The sequence below is a fragment of the Xenorhabdus aichiensis genome (assembly GCF_028598775.1).
In the GTDB taxonomy this organism is placed as follows: Bacteria; Pseudomonadota; Gammaproteobacteria; order Enterobacterales; family Enterobacteriaceae; genus Xenorhabdus; species Xenorhabdus bovienii.
In genome coordinates this window covers 80,679-101,010 of sequence record NZ_JAQRFO010000011.1, presented here as the reverse complement: position 1 = coordinate 101,010, position 20,332 = coordinate 80,679, and the positions used below count along the sequence as shown (strand labels likewise).

Here is a 20,332-nt window from a genome sequence, read left to right as displayed (position 1 = left end):
AGACTTCTATATTGAATAAACATTTGGAGATTTCGGTATGTCTGATGATGATCGTCAGCCAATCGGACGCAAGGGCAAAAAACCAGAACTTCGTCGTGGGCGTCCAGCAAAAAAACGCCATCGGCGGGATGACTATGAAAATGATGAAAATAATGATTTTGATGACGACGATGAGGAAGAGGTCATGACGAAAAAAGGGAAAAAATCCCGTCCGCCAAGGAGTCGATGGCTAGGATTCTGGTTGCTGCTGTTGAAAGTATTTATTGTGCTGACAGTGCTCATGGTTATTTACGGTTTTTATCTGGATAACAAAATTCGTCATCGTATTGATGGGAAAGTATGGGATTTACCCGCTGCGGTGTACGGGCGTATGGTCAACCTTGAGCCGGGCATGAATTACAGCAAGAACGAAATGATTCGGTTGCTGGAAGGCATGCAGTATCGGAAGGTGACCAAAATCACGCGTGCCGGTGAGTTTGTTGTCAGGGGCAACAATATTGAAATGCTGCGCCGTCCGTTTGACTTCCCTGACGGTAAAGAAGGGCAGATCCAGGCTCGGCTGGTCTTCAGTGATAACCATATTGCCAGCATCGAAAACATGGAAAACCAGCGCCAGTTTGGTTTTTTCCGTCTCGATCCGAAACTGATTACGATGATGCAATCGCCGAATGGCGAACAGCGTTTGGTTGTCCCGCGTTCAGGTTTTCCGGATTTACTGGTTCAGACTCTGCTGGAAACCGAAGATCGTTATTTCTATGAGCACGATGGGGTCAGGCCGCTTTCCATTGCCCGTGCGGTGCTGGCGAACCTGACCGCCGGGCGTACGGTTCAGGGAGGCAGTACACTGACACAGCAGTTGGTCAAAAACCTGTTCCTCTCCAATGAACGTACCTTCAGCCGTAAAGCGAATGAAGCTTACATGGCGTTACTGATGGATGCCCGCTATAACAAGGATCGCATTCTTGAACTGTACCTGAACGAAGTTTATCTGGGGCAGAGCGGCGATGAACAGATCCGCGGCTTCCCATTGGCCAGTCTGTATTATTTCGGGCGTCCGATTGATGAACTGAGTCTGGATCAGCAGGCGCTGTTGGTGGGAATGGTCAAGGGAGCATCGATGTATAACCCGTGGCGCAATCCTAAACTGGCACTGGAACGCCGCAACGTGGTATTAAAAATCCTCCTGAACAGGCAAATTATCGATCAGGAACTCTATGATCTGTTGAGCGCTCGTCCGCTGGGTGTGAAACCCAAAAGTGGAGTGATTACCCCACAGCCCGCTTTCATGCAATTGGTACGTCAGGAATTACAGGAAAATCTGGGTGATAAGATTAACGATCTGTCGGGCGTGAAAATCTTTACAACACTGGACCCTGTATCACAGGATGCGGCGGAAAAATCCGTGGAAGAGGGCGTTGCCGATCTGCGGAAAACCCGCAAGGTAGATGATCTGGAAGGCGCGATGGTCGTTGTTGACCGTTTCAGTGGCGAAGTTCGTGCGATGGTCGGGGGTTCTCAACCAGAATATGCAGGTTTTAACCGGGCCTTGAATGCACGTCGTCTGATTGGTTCTCTTGCCAAACCTGCGACTTATTTGACGGCACTGAGTCAGCCGGATAAATACCGCATGAATACTTGGCTGGCGGATGAGCCTATTTCGATACCTCTGTCGGGCGGAAAATCTTGGCAACCGAGGAATTTCAGCCGTAATTTTAGTGGACGTGTCATGCTGGTGGATGCGTTGGCTCGTTCGATTAATATTCCGACAGTGAATCTGGGGCTGGGTGTTGGGCTGGATCGCATTACCAGTACCTTGATCTCACTCGGCATTCCGGCTAAAGAAATCCAACAGGTTCCTTCCATGCTGCTGGGTGCAATCAACCTGACTCCGATGGAAATGGCTCAAGAGTTCCAGACCATTGCCAGCGGCGGCAATCGGGCGAAACTTTCGGCATTGCGTTCAATCCTTGCGGAAGATGGTACAGTGATTTACCAGAGTTATCCGCAGGCAGAGCGGGCAGTGCCTCCACAGGCGGCTTATCTGACACTGTACGGTATGCAACAGGTGGTGGCTCGTGGTACAGGCAGTTCGCTGACGAAAAAATACGGTAAATACAATCTGGCAGGTAAGACGGGAACCACCAACGATCTGCGCGACAGTTGGTTTACCGGCATCGATGGTAAGGAAGTGGCGATCGTCTGGACCGGGCGTGATAACAATGGCCTAACCAATCTGACGGGAGCAACGGGGGCATTGAAGATCTACCTCCGCTATCTGGAAAATGAAACGCCATTAGTACTGAATAATCGTCCACCGGAAGGCATTGTGGATATGTCCGTCAATGAAGATGGCAGTTTCAACTGTACTGGTAATGGCATCAGGATGTTGCCGGTCTGGACAGATGATCCGCAGAGTTTATGCCAGCAATCTACGCCACAGCCGGTTGAGGATAACAAAGAAGAGGCTCCGGGCTGGCTACAGGAAATGTTTGATCAGTAATAGAATATCGCTCCCCATCGATTCTGATGGGGGGTAGTTGAAATTTTGACCGATATGGGTTAATTCGATTATAATGATTAAATCGAACGATATTAAAGAGGCTATGACGATGAATGCACTTTCTGCTAATGAAGCTAAAACCCATTTCGGCGATATGATATTAAAAGTGCAGCAGGCACCAATCCAGATTAACAAGAACGGTAAACCCGTTGCGGTGGTTATTTCTATGGATGAATATCAAAGTATCGAAATGCTCAAATTGCAATTATTGCAAGCAAGAGCGGTTCAGGCCAAAGTTGATATGGAAGCAGGAAAACTGACCGATGGCGAAGCCTTTTTTGATGAGTTAGAAGCTGGCCAATACGATTGATGTCTACTTATCATTTAACCCCTGATGCCCAGTCGGATTTAATTAAAATCCGCCGATTTACGGTACAACAATGGGGGCTCGCTCAGTCTCAAAAATATTTATCAGAACTGAGGAAGACCATCAGTTTGCTTGCCGAAACACCTTCCCTTGGTAAATCTAGGCCAGAAGTTGGGGAGAACGTACTGAGTTTTCCTCATGTCAGTCATGTTATCTACTACGTGGTGCATAAGCGGCAATTGTTGGTTTTCGGCGTGTTGCACAAAAGCATGGTGCCGCTCGATCATTTAGTAAAAAGGGAGATGATTTAATGACATGGGTTGATGAGACATATTTATTGACGCCTATCAGATCCTGAAATAGGCCGCAGGCAAGGATGAGTCCATTCTGTTTACCCAATAAGACGCCACAGGATTGTGGCGTCACAGATGACGGAATCGCTTATTTCAGTTTGGCAAAACAGCGAGCGGCGGCATCAACGGTACGCTGAATATCTTCATCTGAATGGGCGATGGACATAAAGCCGGCTTCAAACGCGGAAGGAGCCAGATAGACGCCTTCATCCAGCATCAAGTGGAAGAATTGCTTGAAGCGTTCAACATCACACGCCATGACATCCTGATAGCAAGTCACGCTTTCTGCGTCGGTAAAGAAAATACCGAACATCCCGCCAACGTGGTTAACCACCAGAGGAACGCCCGCTGCTGATGCCGCGTTTTTCAGGCCAACCGCCAGCTTGTCTGTCAGTTCGCTCAAACGCTGGTGAATGCTGGGCTGGGCGACTTCATTCAGGCAAGCCAGACCCGCAGCCATAGCGATTGGATTACCGGAGAGGGTTCCTGCCTGATAAACCGGGCCAGTGGGTGCCAGTTTTTCCATGATGTCCTGACGGCCGCCAAATGCGCCCACTGGCATACCGCCACCGATGATTTTGCCGAGGGACGTCAGATCCGGTTTAACGTTGTAATACTCTTGTGCGCCGCCCAAAGCGACACGGAACCCGGTCATGACTTCATCAATGATCAGTAAAGCACCGAATTCATCACACAGCTTACGCAGGCCCGGCAGAAATTCTGGTCGTGGAGGAATGCAGTTCATGTTACCGGCGACGGGTTCTACGATGATACAGGCGATCTCTTCTGGGTATTTTTCGAAGGCTTCACGCACGGAATTCAGGTCATTATAGACGCAGGTCAGAGTATGTTTGGCGAAATCGGCAGGAACGCCCGGAGAATTGGGCTGGCCGATGGTCAAGGCGCCGGAACCCGCTTTGACCAGCAAACAGTCAGCGTGGCCGTGATAGCAGCCTTCAAATTTGATGATCTTATCGCGCTCGGTATAACCACGCGCCAGACGAATGGCGCTCATGGTGGCTTCTGTACCGGAGTTCACCATGCGAACCATATCCATAGAAGGCACCAACGCTGTCACTAGTTTTGCCATTTCCACTTCGGCAGCCGTTGGTGCACCAAAGCTCAGGCCACGCTCGGCGGCTTCAATCACGGCGTTGCGAATGGCTGGATGATTGTGCCCCAGTACCATTGGCCCCCATGATCCGACATAATCGATATAGGCATTGCCATCAACATCGTAAAGGTAAGCACCATCGGCGCGTTGGATAAAGACAGGCGTACCACCAACGCCATTAAAAGCGCGTACCGGCGAGTTGACACCGCCGGGGATCACCTGTTTTGCCTGAGAGTAAAGCATTTCGGACTGGCTCATTAATAAAAGCTCCTGAAAGATAAGGGTACAGATAGGGGGAGGCCATTTTAAAGCAGCCTGATGGGGAAGCCAAATCATCCTGACATAGAGAGGCTTGTTGCCTTCGTGTAGCAAAACTTGAACGAATCAGTCAGGTATTGGATAATCGCGGCTAACTGATCAGAAGGTTTAAAACGACTTTCCGAGAATTTTCACCGGAACACCGGTCTGGAGCAAAAAAATGAGCGATGATGCTGCATTGCCTTTGCAGTTTACTGATGCCGCAGCCAATAAAGTTAAAGTACTGGTTGCTGATGAAGATAACCCGAACCTGCGTCTGCGGGTTTATATTACAGGTGGTGGCTGTAGCGGTTTCCAGTATGGTTTCACTTTCGATGATCAAATGAACGAAGGTGATCTGACGATTCAGAAACAAGGTGTTGAGTTGGTGGTTGACCCGATGAGCCTGCAATATCTGGTGGGTGGCTGTGTTGATTATACGGAAGGGCTGGAAGGTTCCCGTTTTATCGTCACTAACCCGAATGCAAAAACTACCTGTGGTTGTGGTTCTTCTTTCAGCGTCTGATCGAAAATATGATACCGCTATTAAAAATAAGGGCAGCTTAAGAGCCGCCTTTATTTTTTTCTACGTTGGCCTCTAGCCGCCAGCAAGATTAAGCTCCCGACAAAGCTGCTCGGTCGCCAGAATAATTCGTGGCCCTGCACGGCTGAACCAATCGTCATTCAGGGTGATGATCTTGACATTCAACTGTGGCTGCCAAAAATCCGCCACGCGCTGTTTTTGATCTTCAGTTCCTCCCAGCACAATCACTTCAGGTTTGCGTGTAAGTACTTGCTCACGATTGACTTGCGGCCACGGTACAGTGCTGTCGGCAAAGATGTTTTTACCACCACATGCGGATACGATTTCACTTTGAATGGTGTGATCGGATGAAGTAAAAATCGGATTCATGCCAAATTGTAAAAACACCGGCTTGGGATTGGGGGTGGCATGGGTTTGTTTTAATCGGCTGAATGTCTGGCGGATATCAGTGGCTGATTTTTTGGCGATATCGGGGCGTGGGCTATAGACAGCTAGTCGTTCCAGATCGGTTGCGACATCTTCCACTTTTTTCACATCAGAATAAAAAATCGGGATACCTAATGCGGCGAGCTGTTCTAACGGACGCTGGGGATTACCGCCGCGCCAGGCCAGAATCAGATCGGGTTTCAGGGCAATGATCCGTTCAACATTGATGCCTTGCCAATCAGCGACTTGCTCTAGTTTTTTGGCGGCTTCGGGATAATCGGAGTAAGCACTGACTGCAACAAGCCGATCGCCTAGTCCTGCCGCATACGCGAGTTCGGTCGTCGAGGGCGCAAGGCTGATAACACGAGAGGCTGCTGCGTGAAGTGGCGCACTGACACTATATAGAAAACTAAAGAGCAGGAATGAGAATGACAACCAGATTGATCTAAGTGAGATTATTTTCATCCAGAGTTTCATGATCGGTGCTCCACTTCAATTAATTGATTAATTAATGTTGGCTGAGTTCGCTCAACATGGCGTTGACCATCCGTGTTGATTCACGGGCAGCGATAACTAAGAATTCATCAAAGCTGATATGAGATTCCTGATCGGCAACATCAGAAATGGCACGAACCACCACGAATGGAATTTGATACTGGTGGCAGACATGGCCGATAGCTGCCGCTTCCATTTCGACTGCCGCGGCTCGCGGGAAAGTAGCACGGATACGCGCCAGGGGTTCTGCGCCATTGATAAAGGCATCACCGCTACAAATCAGCCCACGAACTGCATTCAGGTCAAGGGATTTAATGCATTTTTCGGCCAGTGTAATTAATTGGCTGTCGGCGATAAAAGCAGGTGGACATTGTGCCATTTGACCCGGCTCATAACCAAAGGCAGTGAGATCGGCATCGTGATAGCGGACTTCTCCGGAAACCACGATATCTCCCACATTCAGTTTAGGGTCAAGGCCGCCGGCTGATCCGGTGTTAATCACGATGTCTGGCTGGCAATGTTCAATCAACAGGGTAGTGCCAAGAGCAGCCGAGACTTTACCGATGCCGGATTTCAGCAACGCGATGTCAACGCCATTCAGCTTGCCGGTGTAGATTTCACATCCGCCCCGCGACACCGTTTGCAGACCTTCAATCTGGTCACGCAGTAGTGTTACTTCTTGTTCCATTGCGCCTATTACACCTACTTTCATTGTGTCATACTCATGGTTAATTAATGGATTAGTGTCTATGAAAAGGCACTCTTATTCGATGCGGCAGTGTAACATTGAATCACTGTTTACTGGATATTCCGGCTATAAATAAGCGTTTCATTCGGTATGGGGGGATTAATGACTAAAATTGATTTCAAGCAGAAGTTGAATTACCAGCGTAAGTACAGCAACTCTTCCATACATCCTGACGATGAAGATCAGGTGAATCGTCAATTCGAAAGTGACCGTGGGCGGATCATCAATTCAGCCGCTATCCGGCGCTTGCAGCAGAAAACGCAGGTTTTTCCGCTGGAACGCAACGCCGCCGTGCGCAGCCGGTTGACTCACTCGCTGGAAGTGCAGCAAATCGGTCGCTATATTTCAAAAACGATTATTGCAGAACTGGCAAAGCAGAATCTGCTGGAAAAATATGGGCTGAGTGATCGCTTACTTGCTTTTGAAAGCCTGATTGAAATGGCCTGCTTGATGCATGATATCGGTAATCCGCCGTTTGGTCATTTTGGTGAGGCGGCGATTAGAGATTGGTTCTCGCGTCGATTAGATCCTGATTATTTTTCAGATTGCGCTTCTGAAAGCACAGTTCGGCAAGATGGCTGTAAGGTGGCGGCATTGAGCTACAATGGTGAAGCCAAAAAAGATCTGTTCCGGCGCCAGTTACGTAAGGATTTATGTGAGTTCGAGGGCAATGCCCAAGCTATCCGGCTGGCACATAATCTGCTTAAACTGAATCTGACTTATGCCCAAATCGGCTGTATCCTGAAATATACCTGCCCGGCTTACCGTCTTGAAGAATCACCTGACGAATTCAGTTACCTGATGAAGAAAAAAGGCTATTACTGGTCGGAAGACAGTTTTATCCATGAATTAAGAAAAGAGCTGCAATTGGGGGATTTCTGCCGTTTTCCGCTGACGTATATTATGGAAGCCGCAGACGATATCTCTTATTGCATTGCTGATTTGGATGATGCGGTTGAAAAGGGCATTTTCAATGTTGAACAGTTGGTGGAATACCTGAAAAATGAGTGGCAGGAAAATGGGGGACACAGGAAAGGGGATTTATTTGAATTCACGGTAATGCAGGCTCATAAGAAAACGGCCAGCAATGAGGCTCGTCGCAGTATTCATGAACAATTTTTCATGTACCTGCGGGTATTTATTACCGGTAAACTGGTGCCCTATACCGCTAAACGTTTTATTGAGCATTTGCCTGAAATCTATGCCGGTACATTCAATCATGCTTTGTTGGAAGAGAATGGCGATGAACATCGTCTATTGCAGATTCTGAAAAGTGTCACGCGGAAATGGGTATTTAATCACCCTGAAGTCGAAGAGCTGGAATTGCAGGGCTATCGGATTATTACCGGATTGCTGGATGTTTATAGCCCATTGCTGGAGTTATCTCGGCAGGATTTTATGGCGCTGCACCGAGATAATTTTCACAAAAAATACTTTATTGAAACGCGCCTGCTGCACAAATTATCCACCAAACACCGTCTGGCCTATGAAGAAGCGGTAGAAAGCATTATTGCCACTGATGAAGCGGAAAAAGATGTGCTCGAATTTTATTATCGGGCGCGTTTGATTCAGGACTATATCAGTGGCATGACTGACCATTATGCTTACGAAGAATATCGTAAATTTATGGTATCGAAGTGAGAGGTTCGGCCGCTCTCAGTACATCGGGAGCCGCTGTGATGACGTGATTGATCTCATCAATGAATTCCAGTAATTCTGGCTCCAGATCTGCCAGAGGAATAGCTTGTCTCAGTTGTTTTTCGATGAATTCACAAATCGATTTCAGTTTGGGGACGCCGTTGTAACAGCAACTGCCATGTAATTGGTGGACATGATGCTGAAACTGTTTGCGATCAACGTCGCTATCTGCTGCCAAGATCTGCTCAATCATCGCTTTCATTTCTGGCAGCGATTGTACTAGCATCTTCAGCATTTCCCGTGCCAAAGATTCTTTTCCGGCAGTTTGTTTCAAAGCCATATCCCAATCGATGAACTGTGATTTTTTCTTTTGACTGTATTGATTCAGCAGTGTTTTCAGGCGATGTTCATCCAATGGTTTTGACAGGCAATCAACAAACGGGGAACGTCCCCCATTTTGAGTTTCATTACAGGGAAAAGCCGTCACGGCCACAATAGGAGTCTCTTTATGTTGTGGCAATTGATGGATCTGTTCAGAGGTTTGAATACCGTCTATATCTGCCATCTGAATATCCATCAGAATCAGATCCAGCGTGTGTTGTTGTGCCGTGGTCAGCGCTTCCAGACCACTGCTGCACAGCAGAGTGTTCTCGATTTGTTCGCCCAATAAAGTGCCAATTAATTTCAGGTTGGCCGGATTATCATCCACTGCCATCACGGTTATGGGCAAACGTGGAAAAACCGAGGGAATGGGCAGGCGTTCAGGTAATGAACCTAATAAAAATGCTTCTTTTTCTAGCCAGATATCAAAATAAAACACGGTTCCTTTTGCGGGTTCGCTGATGAAATCGATCTCTCCTTTCATTTCATTGACCAGCCTTTTGGTAATGCTCAAGCCCAGCCCGGTTCCCCCGTAGTGGCGGGTAATGCTGGCATCGGCCTGATTGAATGCCTGGAACAGAATCGGGCGATATTCTGGTTTAATGCCGATGCCCGTATCGGTTATGGTGAAATCAATCTGCACGAGATGATGCTGTTGCTGACGTAATTTGACCTCCAGTATCACGCTGCCTTTATCTGTGAATTTAATCGCGTTGCCAATCAGGTTAGTGAGTATTTGCTGCAAGCGAATGGGATCGCCGATCATCAGGTTAGGCAATTTGTCATCTATGCGATGATGCAGGGGAAGGTTTTTCTCGCTGGCCGCGGGAGTAAGCAATTCAATGACTTCATTGACCGTATCTCGCAGTAGAAAAGGAACTTGATCCAGCACCAGTTTATTCGATTCCAGCCGTGAGAAATCCAGAATGTCATTGATAATTTTCAGTAAATTATTGGCAGAACGTTCAATCACATAAAGATATTCGGCTTGCTGAGAAGTAATGGGTGTTTTGAGCATCTGACGGGTAAAGCCAATAACGCCATTAAGCGGCGTGCGTAATTCATGGGACATATTTGCCAGAAATTCTGTTTTGATCTTAACCGCTTCCTGTGCGCGTTTTTTGGCTAGAGTCAGTTCAACGTTTTGGATTTCTAACTGTTCCATGGTGATTTGTAAGTCAGATGTGGCCTGATCAATATGTAACTGCATCTCATCTTTATATTTCGACAGCGATTCCGCGACGGTATTGATGCCATTCTGGAGTGCGGCCAGTTCTCCCGGCATCGCGCCAGTGACACGAATGTTCAATTGCCCCTGCCGTATCCGCTCTACGACTCTCACCATACCACCCAGTGGCTGTGTCACTTTGCGTACCAAAATGTGGGCAAACAGGGCAGTGCCGCCAAGACAGAGGATCAGCAGGATGATTGAAGTCGTAATTTCTTTATATTGCTGGATTTGAGCCGCTCTCAAATCCAGATCAATGGTGATATAGCCGATGGGATTGGCTTTGCTGGTGGTATTGCGCCATTCGTTTTCCTGAGTGTTTTCTGCAATCAGCGGCATCATCAAAATGATGTTATTGTCGTGTCCTGATTGACTCGATAGTGTCTTTGGGATTGGCTCACCAGGAGGCAGCCGCAATTGGCTGGCATCATATTTATCATTAGAAATGTCGAAAAGCTTATGATCTTTATCAAAAATCGCAATGGCTTTGACAATATCGGAGTTGCGGCGATGCAGGCTATTGACTAATACCTCGACCCGTCGATGATTATCCAGATTGATGCCCACTTCGCTGGCGATGGACAACGGTTCAATAATGCTGATCCCACTGCGGACTATCAGGTTCTTCAACTCGTAATAACGGTATGAGATAAATGATATACTCACCAGCGTTCCGACCAGTAAAACAGGAACCAATATCAGGCTCATCATACGGGTGCGTAGGCTATATTTGGTCATAAGCGTCCATTGTGGGAAAATCAAAACTTAATTTTTCAAAGTCAGTCAGAATCATGGTGCAATTTTACTCCCCAAACCGCCGTTCCGTAAACCGAGGCATTATTTCCGTTACCGCAGATAACCTTGATGCACAAGGGCAAGGTATTGCCCGTCATCAGGGAAAAACGATCTTTATTCAGGGATTATTGCCGGGTGAACAGGCCCAAATCCAACTGACAGAAGAAAAACGCCAGTTTGCCAAGGCCAAAATAGTAAAACGGCTATCAGACAGCCCGTCTCGTGTTGTACCGCGCTGCCCGCATTTCAATGTGTGTGGCGGTTGTCAGCAGCAGCACGTTGCGATTGAGCTGCAAGCCAAAACTAAGGCCAGCGTACTGGAACACCTTATCCAGCGAGAAACTGGCATCAGTATCAGTGCTCATCCCATCATTCATAGCCCGGAATATGGTTATCGGCGTCGGGTACGGCTTGGCCTGCAATACGATGTTAAGAAAAACCCGGCCAGGCAGCACAAATTATTGATGGGATTTCGCCAGAGCCAGACCAACGATTTGGTGGCCGTTACACATTGTCCGGTAATGCGTCCTGAATTGGAACAATTATTGCAGCCGTTATCCCAGTGCCTGAATAGCCTGAGTGCGGTTAAACGGCTGGGACACGTTGAGTTGGTGCTGGCGGAGAATGGCCCGTTAATGGTGCTGCGTCATCTTGATCCACTGAAGTGCGAAGATAGGGAAAAATTGTGCACTTTTTCGGTGCAGCATAAGGCGGCAGTCTATCTGGCTGGCGATGAAAAATCCCTTGAGCCTTTGATAGAAGGGCAGCCTGCTCCGTGGTATCAGGTGGATGGGTTGAAACTGGAATTCAGCCCGCGGGATTTTATTCAGATTAATGATGAAGTTAACCAGCAAATGGTGGCACAGGCGTTGACCTGGCTGGATTTGCAGCCGACGGATCGGGTATTGGATCTATTTTGTGGCATGGGGAACTTTACCTTGCCGATGGCGACTAAAGTACAGGCCGCAGTGGGTGTCGAAGGGGTTGCCGCGCTGGTCGCGAATGGGCAATATAATGCCCGGCTCAATGAACTTAATAACGTCGATTTTTTCCACGAAAATCTGGAATCGGATATTCACCAGCAGCCTTGGGCGGTGCTGGGGTTCAATAAAGTGCTGCTGGACCCAGCCCGTGCAGGTGCGGCGGGCGTCATGTCACATATTGTAAAACTGGCCCCTGAAAGAGTGGTGTACGTTTCCTGTAACCCCACGACGCTGGCGCGGGACAGCAAAGTTCTGCTGGAGGCTGGTTATCATCTTGTCAGTGTGCGGATGCTGGATATGTTTCCGCACACCGGCCATCTGGAATCCATGGCATTGTTCAGCCGTGAGCCGATGGCTATCGAGTAGGGAGGAATTATGGTTGCGGTAAGAAGTGCACATCTCACACCGGCAGGTGAATTTGCGGTCGATAAGTGGATCACGAGTTTAAATATCACGAATCCACAATCCAGTGAGAAATTAGCCGAAACATGGCATTACTGTCACGAAAAAGTCCAGGATCACCCTGATGCGGCGCTGTTGCTGTGGCGCGGTGTGGAAATGGTGGAAATCCTGTCCACATTGAGTATGGATAATGACAGTATGCGCGCTGCGCTGCTCTTTCCCATCCTTGATGCCAAACTGCTCGATAATGAAACAGTGACAGAAACATTTGGCACGGCCATTACCAATCTGGTGCATGGCGTGATGGAAATGGATGCTATTCGCCAGTTGAAAGCTACCCACACAGATTCCACCAGCTCAGTGCAGGTCGATAATGTGCGTCGGATGCTGCTGTCGATGGTGGAAGATTTCCGCTGTGTGATCATCAAGCTGGCGGAACGGATCGCCCATTTACGGGAAGTGAAAGACGCCAGCGAAGATGAGCGGGTACTGGCGGCAAAAGAGTGTTCCAACATCTATGCGCCTCTTGCCAATCGGCTGGGTATCGGTCAGCTAAAATGGGAACTGGAAGATTTCTGTTTCCGCTACCTGCATCCTGATGAATACAAAAAGATTGCCAAACTCCTGCATGAGCGCCGGATCGATCGCGAACAGTACATCGGAAAGTTTGTTACGACCATACGCAAATACATGCTCAAAGAAGGGATCTCGGTCGAAATTTATGGGCGTCCCAAGCATATTTACAGCATCTGGCGCAAGATGCAGAAAAAATCCCTCGCCTTTGATGAACTGTTTGATGTGCGGGCAGTGCGTATTGTCGTTGAGCGTTTACAGGACTGCTATGCGGCTTTGGGAATAGTGCATACTCACTATCGTCATCTGCCGGATGAATTTGATGATTATGTCGCTAACGCCAAACCGAATGGTTATCAGTCCATTCATACCGTCGTACTGGGGCCGAATGGGAAAACGCTTGAAATTCAGATCCGCACCCGCCAGATGCATGATGATGCTGAACTTGGGGTTGCCGCCCATTGGAAATACAAAGAAGGCACCGCCATTGGCGGCGGCAAATCGGGCAGTTATGAAAGCCGTATTGCATGGCTGCGTAAGCTGATCGCATGGCAGGAGGAGATGGCGGACACTGGCGAAATGCTGGATGAAGTTCGCAGCCAAGTGTTTGATGATCGTGTTTATGTCTTTACGCCAAAAGGCGATGTGATTGACTTGCCGGCAGGCTCTACGCCGTTGGATTTTGCCTATCACATTCACAGTGACGTCGGGCATCGCTGCATCGGGGCGAAAATTAGCGGACGCATCGTGCCGTTCAGCTATCAGCTTCAGATGGGGGATCAAATTGAAATTATCACCCAGAAGCATCCGAATCCAAGCCGTGACTGGCTGAATCCGAACCTTGGCTATGTAACCACCAACCGGGGACGAGCAAAGATCCACAACTGGTTCCGCAAGCAGGATCGTGACAAGAACATCATTGCCGGCCGCCAGATGCTGGACAATGAACTGACCCATTTGGGGATCACTGTCAAGGAAGCCGAGAAAGAACTTATTGCCCGTTATAACGTTCATTCGCTGGAAGAAGTGTTGGCGGGGATTGGTGTTGGTGACATCCGTATTCACCAATTGATGAATTTCCTGCAAAGCAAGTTCAACAAAACGACGGCGGAAGAAGCTGATCGTAAAGCGCTGCGCAATCTGGAAAACAAAACCTACACTCCGCGCAATGTAAAACAAGACAATGGACGCATCGTCGTGGAAGGTGTCGGCAATCTGATGCACCATGTTGCCCGTTGCTGTCAGCCGATCCCCGGTGATGAAATTGTCGGGTTCATTACGCGCGGACGCGGAATTTCCATCCACAGTGCCGATTGTGAACAACTGGCCGAATTGGAAATTAGCTCCCCAGAGCGCATTGTGGATGCGGTATGGGGCGAAAATTATTCCAGCGGCTACTCCCTTGTGGTGCGGGTGCTTGCTAATGATCGCAGCGGATTATTGCGTGATATCACCACGATTCTTGCCAATGAAAAGGTGAATGTACTGGGGGTGAGCAGCCGAAGCGACGTAAAGCAGCAATTGGCGACTATCGATATGAATATTGAGATTTATAATCTACAGGTATTGGGACGGGTACTGGCGAAGCTCAACCAGCTATCTGATGTGATTGAAGCCAGACGTTTGCACGGTAATTAATGAAATATGGATAAGATAAAAACCACCTCGATTGAACGACTTAAGGGGATTATGACGCAGTTGCGCCATCCCCAGCAGGGTTGCCCGTGGGACAAAGTGCAGACTTCTGCCACCATTGCGCCTTACACGCTGGAAGAAACCTATGAAGTCATTGATGCCATTGAGCGTAACGACGCAAATGCCCTGAAAGAAGAGCTGGGGGATTTGCTGTTTCATATCGTGTTTTATGCCCAGATGGGCCAAGAACAGCAGTTGTTTGATTTTGACGATATCTGCGACGCGGTTTGTGACAAATTAGAGCGCAGGCATCCCCATATTTTCGATCAACAGGCAGGCATCAGCAGCGAAGAAGCGATAGGGAGCTGGGAACAGCGTAAAACGGCAGAGAGGGCGGAAAAAGATCAGCATTCTGTGCTGGATGATATTCCCGCCAGTCTGCCGGCATTGATGAAAGCCTATAAAATCCAGAAGCGCTGCGCTTCGGTTGGTTTTGATTGGGATACACTTGGCCCGGTGCTGGGCAAGGTGTATGAAGAAATCGATGAAGTGATGGATGAAGCCCGGCAGGCGGTTGTTGATGAAGCCCGGCTGGAAGAAGAGCTAGGGGATTTGTTGTTTTCTGTCGTCAATTTGTCCCGTCATTTAGGGCATAAACCAGAAATGGCATTGCAGAAAGCCTGCGGTAAATTTGAAAATCGTTTCCGAAGCGTCGAAAAGCTGATCCTTGACCAAGGTCTGTCATTGGAAACGGCGACACTGGAGGAGATGGAACAAATGTGGCAGCAAGTCAAAAAACAGCAGCCGTAGGGCAGAAATAGCGAAAAAGGCGTCAAGGAATGGCTGAATAACCTGAATCAGGTGAAAAATTTTTAAACTATTAACTTGATGAATTTAAAGAGAAAGGCATCGGGTGGTTTTGGACTGTTCCTGATGAGTTGATACTTTATCCTGTTTAGATGGTTTGTAGCGCATTTAAGGTTAGGGTATACTGCTTTCCCGTCCTGTTATATTCATCATCCTTTTAAACCTAAACTTTCAGGTTCAGCATGAAAACTAATTATATTTTTGTGACCGGCGGGGTCGTATCCTCTCTGGGTAAAGGCATTGCTGCTGCCTCTTTGGCGGCTATACTCGAAGCCCGTGGACTCAAAGTCACCATTATGAAACTGGATCCGTACATCAACGTCGATCCGGGTACAATGAGCCCAACCCAACACGGGGAAGTTTTCGTTACCGAAGACGGCGCTGAAACTGATCTCGATTTAGGCCATTACGAACGTTTCATTCGTACCAAAATGACACGCCGCAATAACTTCACGACGGGCCGGGTCTACTCTGAAGTGCTGCGTAAAGAACGCCGCGGCGATTATCTGGGTGCAACCATTCAGGTTATCCCCCACATTACCAATGAAATCAAAGATCGTATCATCCGTGGCGCAGAAGGCTATGATGTGGTGCTGGTGGAAATTGGCGGTACTGTCGGTGATATCGAATCTCTGCCATTCCTTGAAGCTATCCGTCAGATGGCCGTGGAAGTCGGCCGTGAACATACCCTGTACATGCATCTGACGCTGGTGCCCTATCTGGCAGCGGCAGGTGAAGTCAAAACCAAGCCTACTCAGCATTCCGTGAAAGAACTGCTTTCTATTGGTATTCAGCCGGATGTGCTGATCTGCCGCTCAGATCGTATTATTCCCGCCAATGAGCGTGCAAAAATCGCGCTGTTCTGTAACGTTCCAGAGAAAGCGGTTATCTCTTTAAAAGATGTTGATTCTATTTATAAAATCCCAGCCCTCTTGAAATCTCAGGGCTTAGATGATTATATTTGTAAACGATTCAGCCTCGGGTACCCTGAAGCTGATCTGTCCGAATGGGAACAGGTCGTTTATGAAGAAGCCAATCCATCGGGTGAAGTCACCATTGGAATGGTGGGCAAATATGTTGAACTGCCGGATGCTTATAAGTCAGTGATTGAAGCACTGAAACACGGCGGGTTGAAAAAACGCCTGACCGTCAACATCAAACTGATCGATTCTCAGGATGTTGAAACCCGTGGTGTTGATGTATTGAAAGGTCTGGATGCCATTCTGGTGCCGGGCGGCTTCGGTGGCCGTGGTATCGAAGGCAAGATTATGACTGCACGTTATGCCCGTGAAAACAAAGTCCCTTACTTGGGGATCTGTCTGGGTATGCAGGTTGCCCTGATTGAGTTTTCACGTAATGTGGCGGGCATGAAAGAGGCCAACTCCACAGAGTTTGAGCCAGAGTGTAAATTACCGGTTGTAGGTCTGATCACGGAATGGCGTGATGAGAACGGCAACTTAGAAGTACGTAGCGAAGAGAGTGATCTCGGCGGAACGATGCGCGTTGGCGGCCAGTTATGCCGTCTGTCTGAAGGCAGTCTGGTACGTAAACTTTATGGTCAGGACGACATTATTGAACGTCATCGCCATCGTTATGAAGTGAACAATTTGTTGCTGAAACGCATTGAAGAAGCAGGCCTGCGTATTGCTGGCCGTTCAATCGATAACAGATTGGTGGAAATCATTGAGAACCCGGCACATCCGTGGTTTGTGGCGTGCCAGTTCCACCCGGAATTCACTTCAACGCCTCGCGATGGTCATCCGTTATTTGCAGGCTTTGTTGAAGCCGCAGGCAAATATCAGAAAGGCCAGTTGAAATAAGATATGGGGCAATGGATTGGTTTTAATTGTAATTTAATGAATTTTAATGAATTTAATTTCAATCGATTGCCCGGAATTTAACTTGTACTGAGGAAAACCTAATGTCCAAAATCGTTAAAGTACTTGGCCGTGAAATCATCGATTCCCGTGGTAACCCAACGGTAGAAGCAGAAGTACATCTGGAAGGTGGCTTTGTTGGTCTGGCTGCTGCGCCATCAGGTGCATCAACAGGTTCTCGCGAAGCACTGGAACTGCGTGATGGTGACAAATCTCGCTTCATGGGTAAAGGTGTACTGAAAGCGCTCTCTGCGGTTAATGGCCCAATCGCTCAGGCTCTGGCTGGTCAGGATGCGAAAGATCAGGCTAACATCGACAAAATCATGATCGAGCTGGATGGTACTGAAAACAAATCTAACTTCGGTGCCAATGCGATTCTGGCTGTTTCCCTTGCGAACGCTAAAGCGGCAGCAGCGGCAAAAGGCATGCCTCTGTACGAGCACATTGCTGAGTTGAACGGTACGCCAGGCAGATTCTCCATGCCTCTGCCAATGATGAACATCATCAACGGGGGTGAGCACGCTGACAACAACGTGGATATTCAGGAATTCATGATCCAGCCAATTGGTGCCAGCACGCTGAAAGAAGCGGTACGTATCGGTTCAGAAGTTTTCCACCATCTGGCAAAAGTGCTGAAAGCAAAAGGCATGAGTACGGCGGTTGGGGATGAAGGGGGTTATGCGCCAAATCTGGAATCTAACGCAGCAGCGCTGGCTGCTATCAAAGAAGCGGTAGAACAAGCGGGTTATGTGCTGGGTAAAGATATTACTCTGGCGATGGATTGCGCAGCTTCCGAATTCTATAACAAAGAAACGGGCAACTATGAACTGAAAGGCGAAGGCAAAACTTTCACTTCTCAGGAATTCACCCATTATCTGGAAGGCCTGACCAAAGAATATCCAATCGTTTCTATCGAAGATGGTTTGGATGAATCTGATTGGGATGGTTTTGCTTATCAGACTAAAGTTATGGGCGACAAAATCCAGTTGGTTGGTGACGATCTGTTCGTAACTAACACTAAGATCCTGAAAGAAGGTATCGAGAAAGGCATCGCAAACTCCATCCTGATCAAATTCAACCAGATTGGTTCTCTGACTGAAACTCTGGCTGCAATCAAGATGGCAAAAGATGCGGGCTACACTGCGGTGATTTCTCACCGTTCTGGTGAAACCGAAGATGCGACTATTGCTGACTTAGCTGTGGGGACTGCGGCAGGTCAAATTAAGACCGGTTCTATGAGCCGTTCTGACCGTGTTGCTAAATATAACCAGCTGATCCGTATTGAAGAAGCACTGGGTAACCGTGCGACTTTCAATGGTCTGAAAGAAGTGAAAGGTCAGGCATAATTGCCGGTTGATATCGATAAAAAATAAATTTTATTTATGTTTTGGCGAAAGAGCATATGTTCTTTCGCCATCTTAACAAAAGATAATTTTATCCATATAAGTGATTATATACACGATGATGAAATGAAAAGTATGAAATAACGACATAATATCCGTATGTTTTCTAAACAATCATTCATTAATTGAACAAACCCCACGTGATAGATCCCAAAATCATACACGTTGTATTTTCTTCTTTGTTAATACTCCTTATTATTTCACATGTAATGTAATTCTTTAACATTTATGGCAATGATTCATCAATAATTCTTTTTACATTACCGTGTTGTGTTTCATTGTTTTACGGAGTCTTCATGGACGCTTCTGAATCTTTAACCCCAGCGATTGGGCCAAATCCCTCAAATAAAAGAGGCTTAATTATTCTCGCGCTGGATATTATCTTGCTTGTCGCTCTGCTTAAGTTTTTGCCGTATGGCGAAAAAGCCAATGCAGGACTGGCATTGATGGCATTTGTTGGTGTGCTATGGCTGACTGAAGCTATACACGTCACAATTACGGCTCTGTGTATTCCAATTCTGGCTGTTGGTATGGGATTAATGAATACGGGTGATGCGCTGCAATCTTTTGCAAACCCGATCATCTTTCTGTTCTTTGGTGGTTTTGCACTGGCAACGGCGCTGCATATTCAAGGTCTGGACAGGCTGATCGCCAACCGTCTTCTGATGATTGCTCGTGGGCGTTTATCGGTGGCTGTATTGCTGATATTTGGTATTACAGCCGTGCTTTCTATGTGGATCAGTAACACCGCGACTGCTGCGATGATGCTGCCACTGATACTGGGCATTCTGGCTAATCTGGATGTGCGCACTGAACGCAATACGTTTGTTTTTGTGTTACTGGGGGTGGCATACAGCGCCAGTATCGGTGGTTTGGGGACATTGGTAGGGAGCCCCCCGAATGCCATTGCAGCGGCGCAACTGGGCATGGACTTCTTCACATGGATGAAGTATGGCGTGCCGATGGTCATCATTTTGTTGCCAGTCATGATGGCCGTGATGTACATCATGCTGCGTCCAAACCTGAAGTATAAATTTGATCTGAAATTGGAACATCTGGAGTGGAACAGTAAGCGCATTATCACTATGGCTATCTTCCTGCTGACGGTGTTTAGCTGGATTTTCAGTTCAATCATCAGTGAGGCTTTTGGCGGTATCAAAGATCTGGATACGATTATCGCAGTGAGCGCAGCCATCCTGATTGGCATCACTGGCGTGTCAACTTGGTCACAGATTCAGAATAACACCGAATGGGGCGTATTGATGCTGTTCGGTGGCGGCCTGACGCTGAGTGCTGTCCTGAAAAACTCCGGAGCCAGCGAAGTTATGGCGAATGGCATGGCGGCAACCTTCGGTGCCAGTCACTGGTTTGTGATCATCCTTGCTGTTACTGCGTTCATTATCTTCCTGACGGAATTTACCAGTAATACCGCCAGCGCTGCGCTGCTGGTGCCGATTTTCGCTACGGTTGCAGAAGCTTTGGGGATGCCTGTCATGGCGCTGACCATGATTATCGGTATCGGTGCATCCTGTGCATTTATGCTGCCTGTGGCAACGCCTCCTAACGCGATTGTTTATGGCTCTGGCTATATCAAGCAAATTGAGATGGTGAGAGTGGGCATGGTGCTGAACGTGGTATGTATCGCCATTATCTCTGTGGTTGCCTGGTTCTTCTGGTTGTAATTCATATCAATAAAAAATTGATCA

General features: G+C 47.8%; 15 protein-coding genes. 11 read left to right on the top strand and 4 right to left on the bottom strand.

The features are described from left to right. Positions 1 to 37 precede the first annotated feature (37 nt). The 3 genes from mrcB (at position 38) to PSI22_RS07410 (ending at position 3,178) form a co-directional block, all read left to right on the top strand. The gene (mrcB, locus tag PSI22_RS07420; protein ID WP_273579210.1) at positions 38 to 2,500 is read left to right on the top strand and encodes a bifunctional glycosyl transferase/transpeptidase; all 2,463 of its coding nucleotides are present in this window, start codon (positions 38 to 40) and stop codon (positions 2,498 to 2,500) included. Between the two features lie 109 nt (positions 2,501 to 2,609). After that, on the top strand, positions 2,610 to 2,870 hold the full coding sequence (locus PSI22_RS07415; protein WP_238098144.1) for a type II toxin-antitoxin system Phd/YefM family antitoxin: 261 nt from the start codon (positions 2,610 to 2,612) through the stop codon (positions 2,868 to 2,870). Continuing rightward, the gene (locus tag PSI22_RS07410; protein ID WP_273579209.1) at positions 2,870 to 3,178 is read left to right on the top strand and encodes a type II toxin-antitoxin system RelE/ParE family toxin; all 309 of its coding nucleotides are present in this window, start codon (positions 2,870 to 2,872) and stop codon (positions 3,176 to 3,178) included. The genes PSI22_RS07415 and PSI22_RS07410 overlap by 1 nt, the downstream gene beginning before the upstream one ends. A gap of 130 nt (positions 3,179 to 3,308) precedes the next feature. Here the strand turns inward: PSI22_RS07410 and hemL are convergent, their stop codons facing one another. Next, positions 3,309 to 4,592 (bottom strand): glutamate-1-semialdehyde 2,1-aminomutase, encoded by a 1,284-nt coding sequence (hemL, locus tag PSI22_RS07405; RefSeq protein ID WP_273579208.1) that lies wholly within the window; start codon positions 4,590 to 4,592, stop codon positions 3,309 to 3,311. A gap of 220 nt (positions 4,593 to 4,812) precedes the next feature. On the opposite strand from hemL, the gene erpA reads away from it, so the two are divergent. Next, entirely contained in the window at positions 4,813 to 5,157 is a 345-nt protein-coding gene (gene erpA, locus PSI22_RS07400; protein WP_012989992.1) for an iron-sulfur cluster insertion protein ErpA, read from the top strand. A 72-nt stretch (positions 5,158 to 5,229) separates the two neighbouring features. On the opposite strand, the gene btuF is transcribed toward erpA, so the two are convergent. After that, positions 5,230 to 6,078, bottom strand: coding sequence for a vitamin B12 ABC transporter substrate-binding protein BtuF (gene btuF, locus PSI22_RS07395; RefSeq protein ID WP_273579207.1), 849 nt, complete (start codon positions 6,076 to 6,078; stop codon positions 5,230 to 5,232). Between the two features lie 31 nt (positions 6,079 to 6,109). Next, positions 6,110 to 6,808 (bottom strand): 5'-methylthioadenosine/S-adenosylhomocysteine nucleosidase, encoded by a 699-nt coding sequence (mtnN, locus tag PSI22_RS07390; protein ID WP_273579206.1) that lies wholly within the window; start codon positions 6,806 to 6,808, stop codon positions 6,110 to 6,112. Between the two features lie 138 nt (positions 6,809 to 6,946). On the opposite strand from mtnN, the gene dgt reads away from it, so the two are divergent. Continuing rightward, entirely contained in the window at positions 6,947 to 8,485 is a 1,539-nt protein-coding gene (gene dgt, locus PSI22_RS07385; protein ID WP_273579205.1) for a dGTPase, read from the top strand. Here dgt and PSI22_RS07380 read toward each other — a convergent pair. Then, complete coding sequence (locus PSI22_RS07380; RefSeq protein ID WP_273579204.1) at positions 8,469 to 10,829, bottom strand: ATP-binding protein; 2,361 nt, start codon at positions 10,827 to 10,829, stop codon at positions 8,469 to 8,471. The genes dgt and PSI22_RS07380 overlap by 17 nt on opposite strands. 53 nt (positions 10,830 to 10,882) lie before the next feature. On the opposite strand from PSI22_RS07380, the gene rlmD reads away from it, so the two are divergent. From rlmD to PSI22_RS07350, 6 genes are all read left to right on the top strand, one after another. After that, entirely contained in the window at positions 10,883 to 12,235 is a 1,353-nt protein-coding gene (gene rlmD / locus PSI22_RS07375; protein WP_273579203.1) for a 23S rRNA (uracil(1939)-C(5))-methyltransferase RlmD, read from the top strand. A 9-nt stretch (positions 12,236 to 12,244) separates the two neighbouring features. Continuing rightward, positions 12,245 to 14,482 (top strand): GTP diphosphokinase, encoded by a 2,238-nt coding sequence (relA, locus tag PSI22_RS07370; RefSeq protein ID WP_273579202.1) that lies wholly within the window; start codon positions 12,245 to 12,247, stop codon positions 14,480 to 14,482. A gap of 6 nt (positions 14,483 to 14,488) precedes the next feature. Further along, positions 14,489 to 15,289 carry a nucleoside triphosphate pyrophosphohydrolase gene (mazG, locus tag PSI22_RS07365; RefSeq protein WP_273579201.1) on the top strand — a complete coding sequence of 267 codons (801 nt, stop codon included), beginning with the start codon at positions 14,489 to 14,491 and terminating at the stop codon, positions 15,287 to 15,289. A gap of 239 nt (positions 15,290 to 15,528) precedes the next feature. Continuing rightward, entirely contained in the window at positions 15,529 to 17,166 is a 1,638-nt protein-coding gene (pyrG, locus tag PSI22_RS07360) for a glutamine hydrolyzing CTP synthase (RefSeq protein ID WP_038202943.1), read from the top strand. Positions 17,167 to 17,267: 101 nt separating this feature from the next. Next, complete coding sequence (gene eno, locus PSI22_RS07355; protein WP_273579200.1) at positions 17,268 to 18,569, top strand: phosphopyruvate hydratase; 1,302 nt, start codon at positions 17,268 to 17,270, stop codon at positions 18,567 to 18,569. A gap of 353 nt (positions 18,570 to 18,922) precedes the next feature. Then, a complete protein-coding gene (locus tag PSI22_RS07350) occupies positions 18,923 to 20,308 on the top strand; it encodes a DASS family sodium-coupled anion symporter (protein ID WP_273579199.1) in 1,386 nt (461 codons plus the stop codon). Positions 20,309 to 20,332: the final 24 nt, after the last annotated feature.